Source organism: Burkholderia latens (genome assembly GCF_902499045.1).
In the GTDB taxonomy this organism is placed as follows: domain Bacteria; phylum Pseudomonadota; class Gammaproteobacteria; order Burkholderiales; family Burkholderiaceae; genus Burkholderia; species Burkholderia latens.
On sequence record NZ_CABVPL010000016.1, the window covers coordinates 46147 to 67351 of the forward strand.

At 68.3% G+C, this 21205-nt stretch carries 19 protein-coding genes; 12 read left to right on the forward strand and 7 right to left on the reverse strand.

Annotated elements, in window-relative coordinates; genetic code table 11:
• Positions 1-85 precede the first annotated feature (85 nt).
• Positions 86-1720 (forward strand): methyl-accepting chemotaxis protein, encoded by a 1635-nt coding sequence (locus tag BSE24067_RS13755; RefSeq protein ID WP_151065005.1) that lies wholly within the window; start codon positions 86-88, stop codon positions 1718-1720.
• Here BSE24067_RS13755 and BSE24067_RS13760 read toward each other — a convergent pair.
• Positions 1693-2802, reverse strand: coding sequence for an AGE family epimerase/isomerase (locus BSE24067_RS13760; protein ID WP_151065004.1), 1110 nt, complete (start codon positions 2800-2802; stop codon positions 1693-1695). The genes BSE24067_RS13755 and BSE24067_RS13760 overlap by 28 nt on opposite strands.
• A gap of 112 nt (positions 2803-2914) precedes the next feature.
• On the opposite strand from BSE24067_RS13760, the gene BSE24067_RS13765 reads away from it, so the two are divergent.
• The 6 genes from BSE24067_RS13765 to BSE24067_RS13790 all read left to right on the forward strand — a co-directional run bounded on the left by BSE24067_RS13765 (position 2915) and on the right by BSE24067_RS13790 (position 6848).
• Positions 2915-3613 carry an MgtC/SapB family protein gene (locus BSE24067_RS13765; protein ID WP_151065003.1) on the forward strand — a complete coding sequence of 233 codons (699 nt, stop codon included), beginning with the start codon at positions 2915-2917 and terminating at the stop codon, positions 3611-3613.
• 104 nt (positions 3614-3717) lie between these two features.
• Positions 3718-5139, forward strand: a complete 1422-nt coding sequence (locus BSE24067_RS13770) for a flagellar hook-length control protein FliK (protein WP_151065002.1) — start codon at positions 3718-3720, stop codon at positions 5137-5139.
• Positions 5140-5313: 174 nt separating this feature from the next.
• Complete coding sequence (locus BSE24067_RS13775) at positions 5314-5469, forward strand: hypothetical protein (protein ID WP_170297478.1); 156 nt, start codon at positions 5314-5316, stop codon at positions 5467-5469.
• A gap of 142 nt (positions 5470-5611) precedes the next feature.
• On the forward strand, positions 5612-6091 hold the full coding sequence (locus tag BSE24067_RS13780; RefSeq protein WP_151065001.1) for a GNAT family N-acetyltransferase: 480 nt from the start codon (positions 5612-5614) through the stop codon (positions 6089-6091).
• A 192-nt stretch (positions 6092-6283) separates the two neighbouring features.
• The gene (locus BSE24067_RS32970; protein ID WP_341826497.1) at positions 6284-6610 is read left to right on the forward strand and encodes a L,D-transpeptidase; all 327 of its coding nucleotides are present in this window, start codon (positions 6284-6286) and stop codon (positions 6608-6610) included.
• Between the two features lies 1 nt (position 6611).
• Positions 6612-6848 (forward strand): hypothetical protein, encoded by a 237-nt coding sequence (locus BSE24067_RS13790; RefSeq protein ID WP_151065000.1) that lies wholly within the window; start codon positions 6612-6614, stop codon positions 6846-6848.
• Positions 6849-6909: 61 nt separating this feature from the next.
• Here BSE24067_RS13790 and BSE24067_RS13795 read toward each other — a convergent pair whose 3' ends face one another.
• Both BSE24067_RS13795 and BSE24067_RS13800 read right to left on the reverse strand, forming a co-directional pair.
• The gene (locus tag BSE24067_RS13795) at positions 6910-9741 is read right to left on the reverse strand and encodes a heavy metal translocating P-type ATPase (protein ID WP_174904780.1); all 2832 of its coding nucleotides are present in this window, start codon (positions 9739-9741) and stop codon (positions 6910-6912) included.
• A gap of 268 nt (positions 9742-10009) precedes the next feature.
• Positions 10010-10183, reverse strand: a complete 174-nt coding sequence (locus BSE24067_RS13800) for a hypothetical protein (protein WP_170297567.1) — start codon at positions 10181-10183, stop codon at positions 10010-10012.
• Here BSE24067_RS13800 and BSE24067_RS13805 point away from each other — a divergent pair.
• Both BSE24067_RS13805 and BSE24067_RS13810 read left to right on the forward strand, forming a co-directional pair.
• The gene (locus tag BSE24067_RS13805) at positions 10122-11561 is read left to right on the forward strand and encodes a DUF1254 domain-containing protein (RefSeq protein ID WP_151068733.1); all 1440 of its coding nucleotides are present in this window, start codon (positions 10122-10124) and stop codon (positions 11559-11561) included. The two genes, BSE24067_RS13800 and BSE24067_RS13805, sit on opposite strands and share 62 nt — an antisense overlap.
• A 151-nt stretch (positions 11562-11712) precedes the next feature.
• Complete coding sequence (locus BSE24067_RS13810; RefSeq protein ID WP_174904781.1) at positions 11713-15546, forward strand: DUF748 domain-containing protein; 3834 nt, start codon at positions 11713-11715, stop codon at positions 15544-15546.
• A gap of 86 nt (positions 15547-15632) precedes the next feature.
• Here BSE24067_RS13810 and BSE24067_RS13815 read toward each other — a convergent pair whose 3' ends face one another.
• The gene (locus BSE24067_RS13815; protein ID WP_151065267.1) at positions 15633-15854 is read right to left on the reverse strand and encodes a hypothetical protein; all 222 of its coding nucleotides are present in this window, start codon (positions 15852-15854) and stop codon (positions 15633-15635) included.
• A gap of 222 nt (positions 15855-16076) precedes the next feature.
• Between BSE24067_RS13815 and BSE24067_RS13820 the strand changes: the two genes are divergently transcribed.
• The 3 genes from BSE24067_RS13820 (at position 16077) to BSE24067_RS13830 (ending at position 18413) form a co-directional block, all read left to right on the forward strand.
• Entirely contained in the window at positions 16077-17729 is a 1653-nt protein-coding gene (locus BSE24067_RS13820; protein WP_151065266.1) for an alkaline phosphatase family protein, read from the forward strand.
• A gap of 149 nt (positions 17730-17878) precedes the next feature.
• Entirely contained in the window at positions 17879-18073 is a 195-nt protein-coding gene (locus tag BSE24067_RS13825; RefSeq protein WP_151065265.1) for a YqaE/Pmp3 family membrane protein, read from the forward strand.
• Positions 18074-18191: 118 nt separating this feature from the next.
• Positions 18192-18413, forward strand: coding sequence for a helix-turn-helix domain-containing protein (locus tag BSE24067_RS13830; protein WP_151065264.1), 222 nt, complete (start codon positions 18192-18194; stop codon positions 18411-18413).
• 120 nt (positions 18414-18533) lie between these two features.
• Here the strand turns inward: BSE24067_RS13830 and BSE24067_RS13835 are convergent, their stop codons facing one another.
• From BSE24067_RS13835 to BSE24067_RS13845, 3 genes are read right to left on the reverse strand one after another with little or no spacing between them, the layout of a single operon-like run.
• Positions 18534-18713 carry a hypothetical protein gene (locus BSE24067_RS13835; protein WP_040138825.1) on the reverse strand — a complete coding sequence of 60 codons (180 nt, stop codon included), beginning with the start codon at positions 18711-18713 and terminating at the stop codon, positions 18534-18536.
• The gene (gene cydB / locus BSE24067_RS13840; RefSeq protein ID WP_151065263.1) at positions 18685-19692 is read right to left on the reverse strand and encodes a cytochrome d ubiquinol oxidase subunit II; all 1008 of its coding nucleotides are present in this window, start codon (positions 19690-19692) and stop codon (positions 18685-18687) included. Before cydB ends, BSE24067_RS13835 begins: the two co-directional genes overlap by 29 nt.
• A gap of 29 nt (positions 19693-19721) precedes the next feature.
• Positions 19722-21134, reverse strand: a complete 1413-nt coding sequence (locus BSE24067_RS13845; RefSeq protein ID WP_151065262.1) for a cytochrome ubiquinol oxidase subunit I — start codon at positions 21132-21134, stop codon at positions 19722-19724.
• Between the last annotated feature and the right edge of the window lie 71 nt (positions 21135-21205).

Below are 21205 nucleotides of genomic sequence, written 5' to 3' on the forward strand. Positions count from 1 at the left end.
GGCACACTAAAGTCCGACGAAGAAATGCCGCTAATGCCGGGGCATTCCTCATTGCACCATCGTCGGCTCTCCAGGAAATCTTCCCATGTTCGGAAAAATCAAGCTCGCGTCGGGTCTGCTCGGCGTGTTGACCGTGTTTTGCCTCTTTCTGTTCGCGATCGAGGCGCTCGGCTTCTGGGCGCTCGCGTCGACGCGCAGCGGCGTCGACGATCTGTCGAACGTCGCGATCGCGCAGGTCGACGCGGCGAGCCAGGCCACCGAGCGCCTGCTCGACGCGCGCGTGAACCTGTCGCGCGCCGGCACGCGGATGGTCCGCGGCGGCCCGAAGCCCGACGAGATCATCCGCCATGCGAGCGCTTCGCTCGCCGAAGCGGACAAGGCGTTCGCGTCGCTGACGGCCGCGCAGGCCGTCGACGAAACCAACCGCGCGCGCGTCGCGGCGCTCGCCGAGCGCTATCGCGCACTGCGCGGCGCGCTCGGCGAACTCGTGCAGTTCCTCGATGCCGACAACATCCAGGCGTTCCTCGACCAGCCGACGCAAGGCTTCCAGGACGCATACATCGCCGAACTGCATCGTTTCACGGACTACGGCGGCGCATCGAGCCGCGCCGCGCTCGACACGATCGACGGCGGGATCCGGTGGTTCAAGTGGGTCGGCATCGTGCTGCTGGTGGCGATGCTCGCGGCGAGCGCGGCCATCTACGCGGCCGCGCGGCGCGCGGTGGTCGCGCCGCTCGACGAAGCCGGCCGCCATTTCGAGCGGATCGCGCAAGGCCGGCTCGACGAAGCCGTGCGGGCGCGCGGCGTGTTCGAAATCGACCGGATGCTGCGCGGCCTCGCCGCGATGCAGGCGAGCATCGCGGACACCGTGCGCACCGTGCGTCAGGCGTCCGACGCGATCCACCTCGGTGCGGGCGAGATCGCCGGCGGCAACGCGGACCTGTCCGCGCGCACCGGCACGCAGGCCGCGTCGCTCGAGGAAACGGCCGCGAGCATGGAGGAGCTGACCGCGACCGTCCGCCAGAACACCGACAGCGCGCGCGCAGCCAGCGCGCTGGCCGACGCGGCGCTCGACGCGACGCGTCACGGCGGCGGCGTGGTGGACAGCGTGATCGACCGGATGCGCGGCATCGCGCAGAGCTCCGGGCGGATCGCGGAGATCATCTCGGTGATCGACGGCATCGCGTTCCAGACCAACATCCTCGCGCTGAACGCGGCCGTGGAAGCGGCGCGCGCCGGCGAGCAGGGCCGCGGCTTCGCGGTGGTCGCGGGCGAAGTGCGCTCGCTCGCGCAGCGCAGCGCGCAGTCGGCGAAGGAGATCAAGGCGCTGATCGAGGAATCGGTCGCGCAGATCGACGGCGGCTCGGAACTGGTCGAGCGCGCCGGCGACGCGATGCGGACGGTCTCGGCGTCGATCACGCGCGTCGTGCAGACGATGTCGGAGATCACGGCCGCGTCGGTCGAGCAGAGCGTCGGCATCGAGCAGGTGAACCAGGCCGTCACGCAGATGGATCAACTGACGCAGCAGAACGCGGCGCTGGTCGAGGAAGTCGCGGCGGCGGCCGCGTCGCTGAACGAGCAGACCGCGCACCTGATGCAGGCGGTGTCGGTGTTCGAACTGGGCGACGCGCGCAGCGGCAGCGGTGCGCGCGATGCACGCGCGTCGTCGCCGTTTGCCGACGCCGCTGCGGATTACGAACCGGCGGGCAGCGCCGCGTAGGCAGTCGCGAGGTGGTAGGGCGTCGTCGACGGCATGTCCGCGCGCGACACCTGCCCGTCGGCCGCCTTGCACTCGAACCAGCCGCGCGGATGCAGGAAGCGCGTGGCGAAGCGCTCGATCTGCTGCGCGAGCGGCGCGGACGCCGGCGTGCCGCCGTGCGTCGCGAGCGCGCGCAGGTATTCGGTCTGCGCCCAGATCCGCTGTGTGCCGTCGATGCATGCGCCTTGCGCGTCGAGCGCCGCGCATACGGCGCCCGTCTGCGGATCGATGCCGTGCCGTTCCGCGAACTCGAACGCGCGCGACAGCGCGCCGCGCAGCCCGGTGTGCGCGAGCCGCGCGCCGGCCGCGTCGACCAGATAGAACCATTCGAACTGATGGCCGGGCTCGAAGCGGTTGCCGGCCGCGCCGAGCGGCAGCTCGGCGACGCAACCGGTCGCCGGATCGACGAACGTGCGCTCGACGGCTTGCGCGGTGCACGCGAGCGCATCGTTAAACGCCGCGTCGCCGAACGCGTCGGCCGCGGCGAGCCACGCTTCCGTCAGATGCATCAGCGGGTTCTGCAGTGCGCCGCTGCCCGATGACGAGAAATCGGCGTGACGCGCGGCGTCGAGCAGCGCGTCGCCCGGCTGAGGCGCGAAGCGGTCCTGGATCAGTGCGGCGGTGTCCTCGGCGACCGTGCGCGCGGCGGCGTCGCCCGACGCCGCATGCCATGCGGCGCACGCGAACACGACGAACGCGTGCGTGTAGAGATCTTTCGTCGTGTCGAGCGGCGCGCCTTGCGCGTCGACGCTATAGAACCACCCGCCGTGAATCGGGTCGCGGAAGCGGCTGCACAGCGAATCGAACAGCGTGGCCGCGTGCGCGGTGTGGCCGGCCTGCGCGAACACGAACAGTTGCCGTGCGCACGCCATTGCGCGATAACGGGTGACGGGCAGCGGTGCGTGAGTGGCCGGATCGACCGCCTCGAACGGCAGCCGCAGCGTGTGGTCGAACCCTGAACCCTGCCAGATCGGCAAGATGACGTGCGCAAAATGGTCGCGCAACTGGGCGGCCTGGGCGGAAGCGGATTCGGATACGGACATGGCGGAGTTGTACGGTTGATCGGAACGTGTCGGCGCGGCCCGGACAATCGGCGCGGCCGGGCCAAGGATAAAACATTCCGCAGCGCCGACACCAAAAAAGGAGATAAATCGGATGCTCAGCAATCTGGAACTCGTGATGCGGCTGGTTCTCGCGGCGGCGCTCGGCAGCGTCATCGGCTTCGAGCGCGAGCGCCTTTCATGGGCGGCGGGCCTGCGCACGCACATGCTCGTCTGCGTCGGCTCGACGCTCATCATGATCGTGTCGGCGTTCGGCTTCGCCGACGTGCTCGGCAGCAGCGATCACATCGTGCTCGATCCGTCGCGGATCGCCGCGCAGGTGGTGTCGGGCATCGGTTTCCTCGGCGCGGGCTCGATCCTGCTGCGCGGCGAGATCGTGCGCGGGCTGACGACGGCCGCGAGCCTGTGGTCGGTGGCCGCGATCGGCCTCGCGGTGGGCGGCGGCCTCTACGTCGCGTCGATTTCCGCGACGGTGATCATCCTCATCATCCTGGCCGGCATCAAGCCGCTCGAGCGCCGCTACTTCACGGTGCGCCAGCGCCGCCAGTTCGCGCTGACCGTGGTGAGCGGCGCGCTGACGTTCGATTCGCTGCATGCGGCGCTCGGTCCCGACAGCGCGCGCGTGAAGCAGTTCATCGTGCAGCGCGCCGACGAGACCGGCGAGCACGACGAGGTGCGCATCGCGCTTGCGCGCGTGTCGGATCTCGAATATCGCGCGATCTGCGACAAGCTGCGCGCGCTGCCGTGCGTGACACGCTTCGATGAAGGCAACGGCGTGGCCGGCGACGAATAGACGGCATCCGACCGGCCGGGTCGGCGATCGGTCATGCGACAATGGCCGGTCACCGATTCCGTTCGACATCCGGTTCCGCGTGCGCGGGCCTGTAATCCGACTCCATGACCGAATCCGTCTCCCAGCCTCGCTCGCGTTCCCGTTCCCATCGTTCGTCGGCCCGTTCGCGCTCGCGCTCGGTCGCGGCCGCCGCGGATACCGCCGCCAGCGCATCCGCGCGGCCCGGCCACGTGCCGGCTGGCGATGCGCAGCGGGACGAACGCACGCTCGACCTGTTCGGCGATCCGGTGTTCGAGCCCGATGCGCGTGCGGCGGGCGTTGCGCGTGACGATACCTTGGCGGACATGCAGGCGGCCGCTGCCGTGGCGGACAGCGAGCACGCCGCCCGGCAGGCGACGCTGGACGGGTTCGATGCGCCTGCTGCGATCGTGGTGTCGGATGGCGGCGTTGCGATGTCGGCGGAAGCGGGACCGGCGGCAGGACATCGCGATGTGCGCGACGCGAATGTCATGCGCGCGTCCGATGCCGACGCAACCAAGGCAGTCGACATGGAGCAGCCCGGCGGCATCGGTGCGACTGCGCTCGGCGAGCCGGTGGTCGGCGGCGCGCAGCCGAAGGCCGGCGGCGTGCCGGAAGCTGCCGACGATGCCGGAACGGATGCCGCGCTGGCGGCGGCGAGTGCGATTGCGGTCGCCGGTGCGCCGGGCGCGGTCATCGGAGATCGGTCCGTGAAACCGGGCAGCGATGTGGCGGGCCCCGGTGCGCCGGGCAAACGCGATGAAGCAGCGCGCACGCCCGGCGGGGCAGCGAAGGCGCGCCGGGCGTCGTCAGGCGGCAAGCGGCGTGCAGCGAACGGCGCGCACGACATGGCAGCGGGGCGCGGTGAGCCGCAAGCGGATGCGGTTGGTGCGAACGCAGAGCCGGCTTCGGTTTCTGCATCATCGACGACCGAGCAGCCGGTGCGATTCGATGAGCCGCAGGCGTCCGTTGAACAGGCGAAGCCCGTTCCGCCGACCGTTGCGGCGACCGCCGGCGATGCGGCGCGCGCCGCAGTGCCGGCGTCGCCGGCCGTGCAGCCGGTGGCGTCCGCGGCGTCGTTCGTGACGAAGCCGTCGGCCGATCGCCCGCAACCGGCCTCGCCGAGTGCGTCGGCCTTCGATCCCGACACCCATCTGCGTCCGCTGTCCGATCGGCTCGCCGCGTTGCAGGCGGACATGGCCGGCGTCAAGCACGCGGCCGATCGCGAGATGCGCCGCGTCAACCGGCTGCTGCTGGCGCTGGCGGTCGTCGTGTTCGCGGGGCTCGCCGCGCTGGTGCTGCAAACCCGGCAAATCGCACACCTGAAACAGGAACTGGACGTTCGCCAACAGCGGATCGACCGGTTGGCAGCCGATCTATCGACGCAGCAGGCGACACTGATGACTCTCGCGGACCACCACGACGCGCTGCTGTCGCAGGTCGACCGGCTCCAGCGCAATGCGAATCGTGAGGCGGCAGTCGCGAAGCGCGCGCGTCGAACTCGCTAAAAGGTCGGACCCTACCTGCAACGTCCCGCCGGGCAAGGATCGTCGTCTTCTGGCGTCGCGAGACGACGGCATGGGCGCGGCAAACTGATGCGGCATGCTGGCAGAGTTCAGGGAAAACCCTTAAAATGGAGTCCATCTAAGGGAAAACCCTAGCGCCTCTGTCAGGAGTCTCAAATGAGCTTCATTCTCGCCCTGCTGCAAAAGATCGACGACCTGTTCGTCTCCCCGCACCTGCCGCTCGACTCGGATTATTCGTATGCTGCCCGTCACGCTGAAGTCGAGCGTATGCGTCGTGCGAACCTCGTGCCGATCGTCCTGTACCGTCGCTGATTCGCTGATTCGCTGATTCGCTGATTCGCTGATTCGGCGCGGCGCTCGCCGCACCTGCGTGCCCGTTGTCGGCTGCCGCGTCGCGCGCCGGTGCGACCGTCCCGCTACACTGGAAGTCCGACTTCCCTCGCGACTCCGGGCCATGCTGCAGATGCGGCCGATGACGGCCGGCGAATTCCACGCATACCGCACGCGCGCCATCGATGGCTACGCGCGCGACCTCGTGTCATCCGGGCAGAACGCGATCGACGACGCGGCGGGCCGCGCCCGTGCCTGCTTCGATACGCTGCTGCCCGACGGCCTGCTCACTGCCGGCCAGACGCTCGTCCAGCTGATCGACACCGCCACCGGCGATACGGTCGGCGATCTCTGGTACGCGATCGTGACCGAAGGGCCCCACCGCACGCTGTTCATCTACGACCTCGACATCGCCCCGTCCCGGCGCCGCCAGGGCTGGGCCACGCGCGCGCTCGATGCGCTCGAGGCCGAGGCGCGCCGTCATGGCGTCACGGAGATCGGGTTGTCGGTGTTCAATCACAACACGGCTGCCCGCGCTCTCTATCGCGCGTGCGGCTTCGTACCGATCACGACGACGCTGATCAAGCCGGTCGTTCAGGGCTAGCGGCCAAGATCCCCACACCATCGGCTCGGCATGTGCGGTTCGACGCGTTTGCGCATGAGGGTATGCGTGAGTGGTGGCGTCCCGTGGATCGGGCTCGAGAGCCTGGTTCAACCGCTTGAACACAGTGCGTTCCGATCTGCATAGCGACCGAAATCCAGCGTAGCCCCGCTATGATGGAACGCCACTCACCTGGTGTGCTCAATCGGCAACCGCCATCAGGCGGAAAATGTTGGTCCTATACCACCTGGTCGATATCGGGTTCAGCCTCCCCAAATGTGGACGAATCGCTGGTACAACCCAACTTCGCGCGCAGCATGGGGCGATCACCGACTGACCATTCACGTCATGCCCGGTACACAAACGTTCGGTCGCGGCGGATTCTTTATCGACGGCGGTACGCATGCCGGGTCTGCGGGATGCATCAATCTTCATGCCGGAATGGAAGATTTCGTTCGAGAGATCGAGGACGCGACAAAAGGTGCGCCCGAGTGCCATGTTCCGCTGACGGTTCAATGCTGACATGCGAAAACGCCCATTGCGCAACTTGATCGGTGTGGCGCTCCTGACGGCTATCCTGCTCGCTTGCGCGTTCAACGCAATCAGTCTCAATGAGGCGTACGGCGACGGTCCGCCCTACTACGCGCGCACCACCAACATGGACAAGTGGACGAACCCGCTCCCGTTGCTGGGTATGGTTGACGGCGCGATGTTGGCCGCGATCGCCGCGTATTGTTTGTGGATTCGTCGAAGCCGTTGAATCCTGCACGCAGTGCAAAGCGGGCGGATCGTTGTCCCACCCGCTTTCGCACCGCGCCACCTCATCGCGCACTGCCTTTCCATCTCCTCAACAGCAACGCGTTCGTGACGACGCTGACGCTGGAAAACGCCATCGCCGCCCCTGCGATCACCGGATTCAGCAAGCCGAACGCCGCGAGCGGCACGCCGATCAGGTTGTACACGAACGCCCAGAACAGGTTCTGCTGGATCTTCCGGTAGGTCCGCTTCGAGATGTCGATCGCATCGGCGACGAGCGCCGGATCGCCGCGCATCAGCGTGATGCCGGCCGTATGCATCGCGACGTCGGTGCCGGTCGCCATCGCGATCCCGACGTCGGCCGCGGCGAGCGCGGGCGCATCGTTGATGCCGTCGCCAGCCATCGCGACGATGCCGCCGTGCGTGCGCTTCAGTTCGGCCACCACGCGCGCCTTGTCGTCGGGCAATACCTGCGCATGCACTTCGCCGATCCCGAGCGACGCCGCGACGGCCGCCGCGCTGCCGCGGTTGTCGCCCGTCACGAGCACGCTCGCGACGCCGCGCGCCGACAGCGCCGTGATCGCGTCGCGCGCGCCCGGCTTCACGGTGTCGCCGAACGCGATCAGCGCGAGCGGCGCACGCGGCGCATCGGCACGCACCAGCCACGAGATCGTGTTGCCGGCGCGCTCCAGTTCCGCGGCGCGCGCATCGAGTTCGGGCGGCACGACGATTCCGAGTTCATCGCGCCAGCGCGTGCTGCCGAGCGCGAGAAGCTGTCCGTCGACGCGCGCTTCGACGCCGCGTCCGGCCACCGCGCGGGCATCGGCGACGACGACAGCACCGGCAGAAACGGCGACGGCGCCGGCACGCGCGGCGACGTCGGCATCGTACGCGGCGACCACGGCTCGCGCGAGCGGATGGTCGCTTTGCCGCTGGACCGCAGCCGCGAGAGCGAGTGCTTGCTCACGCGGGATGCCGACCGCGTCGAACGCGGTCACGGACGGCTTGCCCTCGGTCAGCGTGCCCGTCTTGTCGAACGCGATCACGGTCGTGCGCTGCGCGAGTTCGAGCGCCTGCGCGTCCTTGATCAGCACGCCGTGGCGCGCGGCGACGCCGGTGCCGGCCATGATCGCGGCGGGCGTCGCGAGGCCGAGCGCGCACGGGCATGCGATGACGAGCACGGCGACCGCGTTGAGGATCGCCGTTTCGGCGCCGGCGCCGGCGATCAGCCAGCCGATCAGCGTCAGCACGGCGATGCCGAGGATCGCCGGCACGAACACTTCACTGACGCGATCGACGAGCCGCTGGATCGGCGCTTTCTCCGCCTGCGCGGATTCGACGAGGCGGATGATGCGCGCGAGCGTCGTCTCGGCACCGATCGCGGTGGTTTCGACGACGAGTGCGCCTTCGCCGTTGATCGAGCCGGCCGTGACCGGATCGCCGTCGTCCTTCGGCACCGGCAGGCTTTCGCCGGTGATCAGCGATTCGTCGACGTGCGAGCGGCCCGACACGATGCGGCCATCGACCGGCACGCGTTCGCCGGGACGAATGCTGACGATCGTACCGACGCGCACCTGCGCGAGCGGCACGTCGCGTTCGACGCCGTGCTCGACAACGCGCGCCCGGTCGGGGCGCAGCGCGTTCAGCGCGCGGATCGCGTCGGTCGTCTGGCGTTTCGCGCGTGCTTCGAGCCATTTGCCGAAGCGCACGAGCGTGACGATGACGGCCGACGCCTCGAAATACAGGTGGCCGGGATGGGCGGGGTCGCGCAGCAGCATCCACAGGCTCAGGCCGAACGCGGCCGACGTGCCGAGCGCGACGAGCAGGTCCATGTTGCCGGTGCGTGCCTTCACCGCGTGCCATGCAGCGCGGTAGAAACGCGCGCCGAAGCCGAACTGGACGATCGACGCGAGCACCAACTGCAGCCAGCCGTTCAGCATCGCGTCGATGCCGAACGGCGCGACGAGCATCGGCGCGACGAGCGGTGTGCTCAGCACGGCCGAGCCGATCACGAGATTGCGTTCGCGAATCGCTTCGCGACGCTTGCGCGCGTCCGGCGTTTGCGCCGGATCGGTGGCGCGGGCATCGGTAACGGCCGCAGCAGCGGCTTCCGGAGCGGCGGCGAGCGACGCGCGATAGCCGGCCGTCGTAACCGCCGCGATCAGCGTCGCGGCGTCGAGTGTGGAGTTGCCCTGCACGGACGCGCGCTCGGTCGCGAGATTGACCGACGCGCGCGCGACGCCCGGCACCGCGGCCAGCGCCTTTTCGACGCGGCCGGCGCAGGATGCGCATGTCATTCCGCCGATGTCGAGTTCGAGACCGGTGGACGCGGCGGGCGGCGTGGGGGCGTCGGCGGCGGGCGGCGTGGGGGCGACCGGCGTCGCGCCGTAGCCGGCCTGCTGCACGGCGGCGGCCAGTTGCGGCGCGGACACGTCGGGCGCCGCGTCGACGGTCGCGCGCTCGGTCGCGAGATTCACCGACGCGCGCGCAACGCCCGGCACCTTCGCCAGCGCCTTCTCGACGCGTGACACGCAGGACGCGCAGGTCATGCCGTCGATGTCGAGTTCGATCGTGGCGACGGCCGGCGCCGGCGCCGGTGCTGGTGCCGGCGGCGCGCCGGCGTGTCGCGCCTCCGCCGTTTCAACGATATCGCACGCGCGCTCGCGTACCGTCGCGCGGTAGCCGGCTCTGCCGACCGCATCGACGAGCTGCTCCGGCGCGACCGCGTCGTGCGCGATGACCGTGGCCGCATGCGCGTCGAGATCGACCGTGGCGTCGACAACGCCCGGCACGGCGGCCAGCGCCCGCTGGACGCGGCCGGTGCAGCCGCCGCAATGCATGCCGTCGACGGTCAGCTCGACGGTTTGCAGGGCTGCGGAGGCGAGTGGTTCGTTCATGTCGGAATCCCCAAAAGCGCGGTTCGAACCGCCAATGACGCCAGTATCAACATTCCCATCATGGGAAGGTCAAGGGGGCAATGTCGTCCGGAATGTGCCGACGGGCGGCGCATTCGCGCTCGGCCGCGCCGTCGTCCGGGGAACCGGGTTGCTACCGGATATGGTGCCGAATCGTAGGAATTCGACGCTGGCGCCCGGCCGGCTACCTTCCGATCCGTTATTCGGCATATTGGGGGATGCCCGTAGGCGCTATGATACCGGCCTGACATCAGCGCCCGCCGTAGCGAGACGGCGAACGGGCACGCTGAGGTGCCTTGCTTTCGCCGATCGTGAGTCGAACAAGGCGTTGACTGACAAGAACGATATTCGGCCAGTAATCAATGATTGAAAATCGACGAGAAACAATTTCGCTGCGGCGCGCGGCAGGCGCGTCGCTGGCCATTGCGGCGCTGCTGACAGGCTGCGCGTCGCAACCGGACGCAATCCAGCGGAAAACCGGCTGGATGCGCGCCGAGGTGGCCGACTCCTATGTATACGCGTATCCGCTCGTGCTGATGGACGTCGCGAAGGAAGCCGCGACCGGCGGCGACGGCGCGCAGCCGGGCCAGGCGCCGCTCAACACGCTGCGTCACGCGCAGGCGCTGCCGCCCGTCGGCGCGTTCAATCCGCCGCTGCCGGGCGTCGACACGCTCGACTCGACGGGCTGGCTCGACGTCCGCGCCGAGCCGGTGATCGTCACGCTGCCCGATACCCGTGGCCGCTATTGGGATGCCCGCGCGCTCGACATGTGGACGAACGTGCTGTGGTCGTCGTCGAGCGTGACAGCGCGGGGCGCACGCGGTGCCGCACGATCGCAAACGATTGCCTTCGCCGCGAAGGACTGGCAAGGCACGCTGCCGAAGGGCGCGTTGCGTGTCGACGTGCCGTCCGCGAACGCATGGCTCGAAGTGCGGCTGCAGACGAGCGGCGGCCGCGACCTCACGAACGTGAAGAAACTGCAGCGGGCGATCCGCGTGGTGCCGCTGTCGGTGTACACGGGCGCCACGCGCGGTGCGTCGGTCGCGGTCCATGGGGGCAGTGCGCCGTCGGAAACCGCGAGCGGCGGCACGCCGGCCGAGCAGGTTGCCGCGCTCGACCCGAAGGCGTTCTTCACGCGTTTCGCGCAGGCGCTGCAGGACAACCCGGCGCCCGCCGACGACGCGCATGCGCAGGAACTGCTCAACGACATCGGCGTATCGGCCGGCTACCCGGTGCTGTGGACGGGCGATCGCCTGACCGCCGCGACCGCCGGCGTCGCCGAAGCGCGCGCGCGGCTCGCGGAGCCGCCGCCGAACCTGCTGAACGCGAACGGCTGGAGCTGGATCGGGGACACGGCCGGCAAGTACGGTCAGGACTACGCGCTGCGCGCGTACGCGGCGTACACGCAGTTCGGCACCGCGACGCGCGATGACGAGACGCTCGCGCTCGTGCGCGTCGACAGCGACGGTCACCCGCTGAACGGCGCGAACCGCTACGTGCTGCATTTTGCGCCAGGCGCGCTGCCGCCGGTACGCGGCTTCTGGACACTCACGCCGTACACGACGAACGGCGCGCTGCCCGACGTCGGTTCCGCGCGCCGCTCGCTCGGCGACCGCGACCGCCTGCGCCGCAATCACGACGGGTCGATCGACGTGGTCGTGTCGGCGTCGCCGGGCGGCGCGCATGCGGCCAACTGGCTGCCGGCGCCGCGCACCGACTTTGCGCTCGCGCTGCGTCTCTACGCACCGAAGCCGCAGGCGAGCGACGGCTCGTGGATGCCGCCCGCCGTCGTTCGCAAGTGAACGGCCACGCGCGGCCGCCGTCCGGTCCGCGGGCGCGGCGGCCGCACCCAAACGCCGTTCCGTCACCACCTCAGCCTATACTTTCGGGATAGCGTGCGCGGCCGTGCCGGTTTTCTGGCGCGACCGGCATCCATTTCCGAGGCATCCACGCATGTCAAGCGCAGACAAACAAACCATCCCCACGACCCTCCATGCCCTCGGCGGCGTTGCACGCTCGCGCCGGACCCGGCGTATCGGGTTCGGCGTGCTGATCTTCCTGGTTTTATTTGGACTGCTCGGATTCTTCGCGGCGCCGCCGCTGATCCGCCATGTCGCCGAGCAGCAACTGAGCGAGCAGCTCGGCCGGCCGTCCACGATCCAGCGCATCGCACTGAACCCGTACACGCTGAACCTCGAAGCCGATGGCGTGCACGTCGGCGAGCGCGGCGGCCAGGGCGACTTCATCGACATCGGCAAGCTCGTCGTGAGGCCGTCGTGGTCGTCGCTGTTCCGCGGCGCGCCGATCGTCAACGAAGTGCGCGTCGACGCGCCGCGCTTCCATATCGTCCGCTACGACGCGCAGCGCTTCAACTTCACCGACCTGATCGAGAAATTCTCGACGCCGGGCAAGCCGAACAGCAAGCCGACGCAATTCTCGGTGTCGAACATCCAGGTCAACGACGGCCGCATCGATTTCGACGATCGCCTGCTGAACGAAAAGCACGTGGTCGACAACTGGACGCTCGGCATTCCGTTCATCGCGACGCTGCCGTCGAAGACCGACATCTTCGTGCAGCCGAAGCTGCGCGCGCGGTTCGACGGCAGCCCGATCTCGATCGACGGCAGGACGAAGCCGTTCGCGCAGTCGCGCGAGTCGGAAGTCGCGCTGAAGTTCGACCGGCTCGACGTGCCGAAGCTGATTTCGTATGCGCCGTCGAAGCTGCCGGTGATCGTCACGAGCGGCCTGCTGAGCAGCGACCTGTCGCTGAACTTCGTGATGAGCGGCGACACGCCGACGCTGCGCGTGTCGGGCACCGTCGATCTCAACGACGCGAAAGTGACCGACCGCGCGTCCGCGCCGCTGTTCGCCGCCCGCGGCGTGCACGTCGCGGCCGCCGGGCTCGAGCCGCTGCGCAACGCGCTGCATTTCGACGAGATCCGGCTCGACCAGCCGGTCGTCGACCTCGCGCGCGACAGGCAGGGCGTGCTGAACGTCGAGAAGCTGGCCGGCCAGCCGGCCGCCGCGCAGCAGGCTGCGGCCGCGCGGTCGCCCGCGCCGGGCGCCGCGGCATCGGCGTCCGCATCGGCGGCCGGCACCGCCGCGGCCACGGCCGCCGCCGCAAGTGGTGCAAATGCCGCGAGCGGCGCGAAAGCCGAAGCCGCCGCGAAGGAAGCGCCGCCGCTCGACCTGACGATCCGTCATTTCGCGATCGACGGCGGCACGATCAACATCGACGACCGCGTGCCGGCAACGCCGACCGCGATGTCGCTGACCAAGCTCGCCGCGACGCTCGACGGCTTCACGCTGCGCGGCAAGACGCCGGCGAAGTACACGTTGTCGACGTCGCTGTCGCGCGGCGGCGACGTGAAGGCCGAAGGCGCGTTCAACCTCGCGGCGAAGCAGGCGGACACGAAGCTGACGGTCGATGCGCTCGTGCTGCCGGCGTTGCAGCCGTACCTCGGCGAAGCGACGCGCGCGCGCGTGCTCGAAGGGTCGCTCGGCGCGACCGTCAACGCGAAGGCCGACTGGGGCAAGACGCCGTTGGACGCGCAGGTCGCCGACAGCACGGTCAGCCTGAAGTCGCTGAAGCTCGCGACGCCGGACGCGAAGGCGCCCGCGATCGTGCTGCCCGACGCGAGCGCGAAGATCGCGAAGGTCGACGTCGCCGCGCGCACGGCGGAGATCGCGAGCGTCGACGCCACCGGCCTCGCGCTCGACGTGAAGCGCCTGAAGGACGGCAAGATCGACCTCGCGGCGCTGGCCGAGCCCGCGCAGCCGGCGGTGCCGCAGCGCACGGTCGCGCGCAAGGCGCAGGCGGTGGCGCCGTCGTGGCACTACCGGATCGACGCGCTGAACGTGAAGGATTCGTCCGCGAACTTCACGGACCTGTCGACGCCGCGCCCGGTGAAGCTCGCGATCAAGCCGCTCGACCTGTCGGTGCAGAAGCTCAGCGACGACATGACGAAGCCGCTGCCGGTGCAGTTGAAGGCGACGCTGAACCGCAAGGGCTCGTTGAACGTGTCGGGCGACGTGACCGCGCAGCCGCTGAAGCTCGGGCTGAAGATCAACGGCAACCGCGTCGACGCGGCCGCGTTCGAGCCGTACTTCGGCAGCGCGCTGAACGCGACCATCGCAAGCGCGCTGCTCAACGCGCAGGGCAACCTGACGTTCGCGCAGGTGAAGGACACGCCGCGCGCGACCTATCGCGGCGACGTCGCGCTGGTCGACGTGCGGATGCTCGACAAGGCGACGTCCGACCCGTTCGCCGGCTGGCGCTCGCTCGCGCTGTCGAACCTGAAGGTGAACTACGACGAGAAGGGCACCGACGTCGACGCCGCGCGCGTGACGTTCTCGAACTTCTACGGTCGCGTGCTGCTTGACGCACAGGGGCGGCTGAACCTGAAGGACGTGGTCGCGAAGGAGACGGGCCCCGCGCAATCGCTGACGCGCGATGCGAGCAAGGCCGAACCGGTGCCGCTGTCGCCGGGCGTGACGCCGCCGGCTGCCGCGCAGGCCGCGTCGGCCGCGGCCGCGCAGCAGGCTTCCGCGCCGGCGACGGTCGTCGTGAAGGCCGCGCCGCCGCCGCAGAACCCGGTGCGCATGCATTTCGGCGAGCTGCTGCTGCAAAGCGGCCGCGTGACCTACACCGACAACTTCATCAAGCCGAACTACACGGCGAACCTGGTCGCGATCAACGGGAAGGTCGGCGCGTTCGGAACGGACTCGACGACATCCGCGCCGGTGGACGTCGCCGCGAACCTGGCGGGCAACGGGCCGATCACGATCAAGGGCACGGTGAACCCGCTGATCGACAAGCCGGCGCTCGACCTGACGGCGACCGCGCACGACATCGAGCTGACCAACCTGACGCCGTATTCGGCGAAATACGCGGGCTATCCGATCACGAAGGGCAAGCTCAACGTCGACCTGCACTACCAGCTCGCGAACGATCAGCTGTCGGCGAACAACCACATCTTCATCGACCAGCTCACGTTCGGCGATCACGTCGAGAACGACACGGCGACCAAGCTGCCGGTGAAGCTCGCGATTTCGCTGCTGAAGAACACGCGCGGCCAGATCGACGTGAACCTGCCGGTGTCGGGATCGCTGTCGAATCCGGAGTTCAGCGTCGGCGGGCTGATCTGGCGCGCGGTGCTGAACCTGATCGCGAAGGCGGTCACGTCGCCGTTCACGCTGCTCGCGAATGCGTTCGGCGGCAGCGGCGGCGAGGATCTCGGCTACGTCGAGTTCGCGCCCGGTTCGTACCAGCTGACCGACGCCCAGCAGAAGAAGCTCGATACCGTCGTGAAGATGCTGACCGAGAAGCCGTCGATCCGGCTCGACCTGATCGGCCGCGTCGATCCGGTAAAGGACACGCCGGGGCTGCGCGATGCGTACGTCGACCGTCTGGTTCGCCAGCAGAAGCTGAAGGACGTGATCGGCCAGGGCGAAAGCGTCGACCCGATGTCGGTGAAGGTCGATCAGGCCGAATACAGCAAGTACCTCACGCGTGCGTACAAGGCCGCCGACTTCAAGAAGCCGCGCAACGTGATCGGCCTGCAGAAGACGCTGCCCGATGCGGACATGAAGCAGGCGCTCGCCGACCACGCGCCGGCCGACGACAACGCGCTGCGTGCGCTCGCGCAGCAGCGCGCGCAGGCCGTGCGCCAGTACCTCGACGGCAAGATCGATTCGAGCCGCATGTTCGTCGTGGCGCCGAAGCTCGATGCGAAGGGCATCGAGGACAAGGGCGCGACGACGCGCGTCGACTTCGGCCTGCAGTAAGCGTTACGCCATCCGCCGCCGCCGTGCCCGACCGGAAACCGGGCGCGGCGGCGCGCTTCCTTGCTTCGTCGCTTCGTCGTTTCCCGTCAGCGCGCGGTGAATTCCGGCTCGCGTTTGTCCAGCTCCTTCCTCGCGGCCAGCGGCAGGCGCGCATCGTCCCACTGCGTGAGCCATTCGACTTCCTTCGCGGTGAACACTTGACCGTAGTTGCGCAACGCGTACTGCAGCGCATCGACGACGTGGTGGCGAATGATTTCGGGGGTGCGTGCATCGTCCAGCACGAACCGGAGAGCTTCCAGGGTCGACATACTCGTGCTCCGGGTCAGGGAAAACCCTTTATCACACGCCAATAGTCGCGCGCCAACCGGGGAAAAAATCCGGCGGCACGCGGCCGCGGAATGTCATTTGCGATTGGTTACGTTTGATAGAGAACAGAAAGCCGCGCTTCATCGGACCGCCGCACGACGCAGCGATATTGACGCGCCTGTTGGCAAGTCATGCGGTTCAACGTCAATCGATGAGGTGGGGTGATGATTTCCAGGTTCGTCAAGCAACGAAACATGGCGGTGATGGTCGCGGGCGCGCTGGCGCTCGCCAGCGCGGGCGCCCACGCGGCGCAGCCGAACGGCCACGGTCAGCGCGTCGTGAAGCACGTGCTGCTGATCAGCGTCGACGGTCTGCACGAGCAGGATCTGGCGCGCTGCATCGGCGCGAACACGTGTCCGAACATCGCGGTGCTCGCACAGAACGGCGTCACGTACACGAACGCGTATACGCCCGGCCTGTCGGACTCGTTTCCGGGGCTCGCGGCGCTCGTGACGGGCGGCTCGCCGAAGACGGCCGGCCTGTTCTACGACGTGTCGTACGACCGCAACCTGTACGCGCCGAGCGACACGACGTGTTCGGGAAAACAGGGCTGGAACGTCGTGTTCGACGAGACGACCGGCATCGACGCGCAGAACGGCGGCGCGCTCGTGCATCTCGACGGCGGCGGCGCATTCAACCCGCAGGCGATCCCGCATGCGAAGGTCAACGGCCAGTGCGTGCCCGTCTACCCGCACAACTACGTGAAGACCAATACGGTGTTCGAGGCCGTGAAGGCCGGCGTGCCGAACGCGTACACCGCGTGGGCCGACAAGCACGCGTGGGGCTACGACTGGCTGAACGGCCCGTCGGGCACCGGCGTCGACGACCTGATGCGCACCGAGATCAACTCGATCGACCCGGCGACCCACACCGACTACACGGACGTCTATTCGCACACCGCGCGCTTCGACAACCTGCACGTGCAGGCGCTGATCAACCAGATCGACGGCCGCGATTCCACCGGTACGAAGGACGCGCCGGTGCCGACGCTGTTCGGCGCGAACTTCCAGACGCTCAGCGTCGCGCAGAAGGCGCCGGTCGCCAAGGGCGGCGGCTACCTCGATGCGAACTTCACGCCGAACGGTCAGGTCGCGAACGCGATCACGTACGTCGACAATTCGATCGGCCGCATCGTCAACGAGCTGAAGCAGCGCAACTTGTACACGTCGACGGCCGTGATCGTCACGGCGAAGCACGGCCAGTCGCCCACCGATCACACGAAGCTCGTGAAGAACGGCGACACGCTGGCGAAGCTGCTCGAAGCGAACGACTATCTCGACCGGAACGGCAATTTCGGCCAGAACAACACGACGACCGGCAACCCGAACGACGGTTCGGGCCTGGTCGGCACGGGCTTCGTGCAGACCGACGACGTCGGCCTGATCTGGCTGCGCGACCGTAGCCAGCGCACGGCGGTGGTGCAGACGCTGAAGGCGAACCTGGGCTGCAACGCGCCGGGGATCTGCGCTGATGGTCCGCAGGCGGCCATTCTGTACGGCGAAGCGCTGGCCGAGCGGTTCGGCGATCCGGCCAACGGCCGCACGCCGGACATCATCGTGCAGCCGAATCCGGGCGTGATCTACACGTCGAGCACGAAGAAGGACGAGGAACACGGCGGCAACGCGCCGGACGACAGCCATCTCGGCCTGCTCGTGTCGTATCCGGGCCTGCATCGCGCGCGCACGGTGCCGGACGTCGTCGGCACGAAGCAGGTCGCGCCGACGATCCTCGGGCTGCTCGGTGCCGATCCGAAGCTGCTGCACGCGGTCGTGGCCGAGAACACGCACGTGCTGCCGGGGCTTGGTATCGATCGCTGAGCGCTGGAGCGGGGCGGGGCCTGCGGCATGATGCGCGCCCCGCGGACGGCGACGGCGCCGCAATGCCGGTGCACGCCTTGAATTCGGCGGCGTGCACCGGCATATCCGTTGCGGATCAACCGTTCAACGACGCACCGAGAGGACCGCTCATGCGCCTGCTGCTTGCCCTGCTGTTGCCGTGGTTCCAGTTCTTCACGATCGGCCGTCCGATCGCCGGGATCATCTGCCTGATCCTGCAATTGACGATCATCGGGTGGCTGCCGGCCGCGATCTGGTCGGTGTATGCGCTGAGCCAGTACAAGACCGATCGCAAGATCGACGCGGCGCTGCGCGGGCGGGATTAGAGCGCGCGCCGCGTCTATCCAAACGCATGGTTTTTGTTTCGGCAGTCGGTGGCGTCACCCTGTTCGGCGAGCCGGCCGAAGGGTGGGGCGGCCGCGCCTATGACCGGCAGGGCGGGGTTTGGTGTTCCTCGCGCATCCCGAATGGCCGCTGCGCGAATCGGTGCGTCATTTGAAGAAGACGATGCGGCTCACGAGTGCTGAAATGGCGAAGCTTGCCGGCGTATCGACGAAGACGATTCAGGATATCGAACAGGGTCGCAGCGACGGAACGGTTCAGACGATGAATCGCATCTTCGGCATGTTGGGGCTCAAACTCGGTGTGGTGCGACAGAACGGGTAGCCAGGCGATGCCCACTGTCGGTTGCTGCGCTGGGCCGGCCCGGCATATCGGCAAGAAGCCGCAGCCATCCACGAAAAAACGGCCGCCCCGACCGTCGTTCGACCGGGGCGACCGCTTTGCCTACTTCACCGCAAACAGCGTCAGGTTCATGAAGATCTTGAACGCATAGCCGAGCGTGACCGCGCCGAGCACGCCACCCGCCCACAGGACGACGAACCACATCCAGCCGCGCATCCGCGGCCGCGGCGCGCCGGCCTGGCCGGCGGGGGAATCAGTGGTGGTAGTAATGCTGGTCTTCATGGCGCACCTTGCCTCGGAATACCCAGTAACCCATCGTCGTGTAGGCGATGATGATCGGGAGGATAACCGCTGCGCCGACCAGCGTGAAGGTCTGGCTCGAACGCGGCGCGGCCGCTTCCCAGATCGTCATCGTTTGAGGAATCGCGTACGGGAACATCGTGACGAGCAGGCCGACGTAGCCGAGCAGCACGAGCGCCAGCGCGAGCACGAACGGCGTCATGTCGTGCCGCTGGCGCACCGCGCGGCGCATCCACACCGCGCACCCGGCGACCAGGAACGGCACCGGCAGCAGGCGCCAGAACAGCCCCGAATCGAACCAGCGCTGCGCGATGGCCGGATCCTGCAGCGGCGTCCACAGGCTGACGACCGCGATGAAGCCGAGCAGCACGACCGTGAGCGGCCACACGACGCGATGCAGGCGCCGCTGCAGGTCGCCTTCCGTCTTCGCGACGAGCCAGCAGCAGCCGAGCAGCGCGTACGTGACGATCAGGCCGAGGCCGGTCAGCAGGCTGAACGGCGTGAGCCAGTCGAATGCGCCGCCGGCGTATACGCCGTCCTTCACGTCGATGCCTTGCAGGAATGCGCCGAGCGCGATCCCCTGGAACAGCGTCGCGCCGGCCGAGCCGCCGATGAACGCGAGATCCCACAGCTGCTTCGTGCGCCGCGCCTTCGCGCGGATCTCGAACGACACGCCGCGGAAGATCAGGCACACGAGCATGAAGATCAGCGGCAGGTACAGCGCCGACAGCACCGTCGAATAGACGACGGGGAACACCGCGAACAGCCCGGCCCCGCCGAGCACGAGCCACGTCTCGTTGCCGTCCCACACGGGCGCGACCGTGTTCATCATCAGGTCGCGTTCCTTCTCGTCCGGGAAGAACGGGAAGACGATGCCGATGCCGAGGTCGAAGCCGTCGAGCACGACGTACATGAAGAGCCCCAATGCGATGATCGCGGCCCAGATTACAGTGACGTCCATAGGTTTTCTCGTTTGCGAATGGGGTGGGCTCAGACGGTCTCGATCGGCTCGTCGACGGCCGACATCGGGCGGCGCGCGGTGTGATCGCGGCGCGTGTCCGGCTTGTCGTCATGCCGGGCGTCGGGCAGCGCGGGGCCGGCCTTCATCAGCTTCAGCATGTAGTACACGCCGGTGCCGAACACGAGGAAGTACACGATCACGAACGTCATCATCGACAGGCTGACCTGCTGCACCGACAGCGGCGACACGGCCTGCGCGGTGCGCATCACGCCGTACACGACCCACGGCTGGCGGCCGGCTTCCGTCGTCACCCAGCCCGCGAGCAGCGACACGAAACCGGTCGGGCCCATCACGAGCGCGAAGCGCTGGAACCACTTCGATTCATACAGGCGGCCGCGGCGGCGCAGCAGCCATGCGAGCGCGGCGAGGCCGATCATCGCGAAGCCGAGGCCGACCATGATCCGGAAGCTCCAGAACACGACCGTCGAGTTCGGGCGGTCTTCCGGCGGGAAGTCCTTCAGCCCGCGGATTTCGCCGTCCCAGCTGTGCGTGAGGATCAGGCTGCCGAGGTGCGGCACCTTGACCGCGTAGCGGGTCGTTTCGGCCTGCATGTCCGGAAGGCCGAACAGGTTCAGCGCGGTGCCGCCCTTTTCCGTTTCCCACAGCCCTTCGATCGCGGCGATCTTCGCCGGCTGGTGCTTCAGCGTGTTGATGCCGTGCTGGTCGCCGATCACGGCTTGCAGCGGCGCGAGCACCAGCAGCAGCCACAGCGCCATCGAGAACATCTTCTTCACGCCCTTGTCGCGGCGGCCCTTCAGCAGGTGCCATGCGCCCGTCGCCGCCACCACCAGCGCGGCGACGATGAACGCGGCGATCGCCATGTGGAACAGGCGGTACGGAAACGACGGGTTGAACACGATCGCGAACCAGTCGGTCGGCACGACGCGGCCGTCGACGATCTCGAAGCCTTGCGGCGTCTGCATCCAGCTGTTCGACGCGAGGATCCAGAACGTCGAGATCAGCGTGCCGATCGCGACCATCAGCGTCGCGCCGAAGTGCGCGCGCGGGCTCACGCGATTCCAGCCGAACAGCATGATGCCGAGGAAGCCGGCTTCCAGGAAGAACGCGGTCATCACTTCGTACATCAGCAGCGGGCCCGTGACCGAGCCGGCGAAGCTCGAGAAGCCGGACCAGTTCGTGCCGAACTGATAGCTCATCACGACGCCGGACACGACGCCCATCCCGAACGCGACCGCGAAGATCTTCGACCAGAACAGACAGAGCGTCTTGTAGTACTGCTTGCCCGTCTTCAGCCAGCGATATTCGAGCACGGCGATGAAGCTGGCGAGGCCGATGCTCAGCGCCGGGAAGACGATGTGAAAGGAGACGGTGAACGCGAATTGCAGGCGGGCCAGATCGAGGGCCGAAAAAGCGGTGTCCATACCAGTTGACCGAGGCTTGACGATGCCCGCCGGCGGGTGCCGGCGGCCCCCGGGCCGACGTGGCGCGTGGC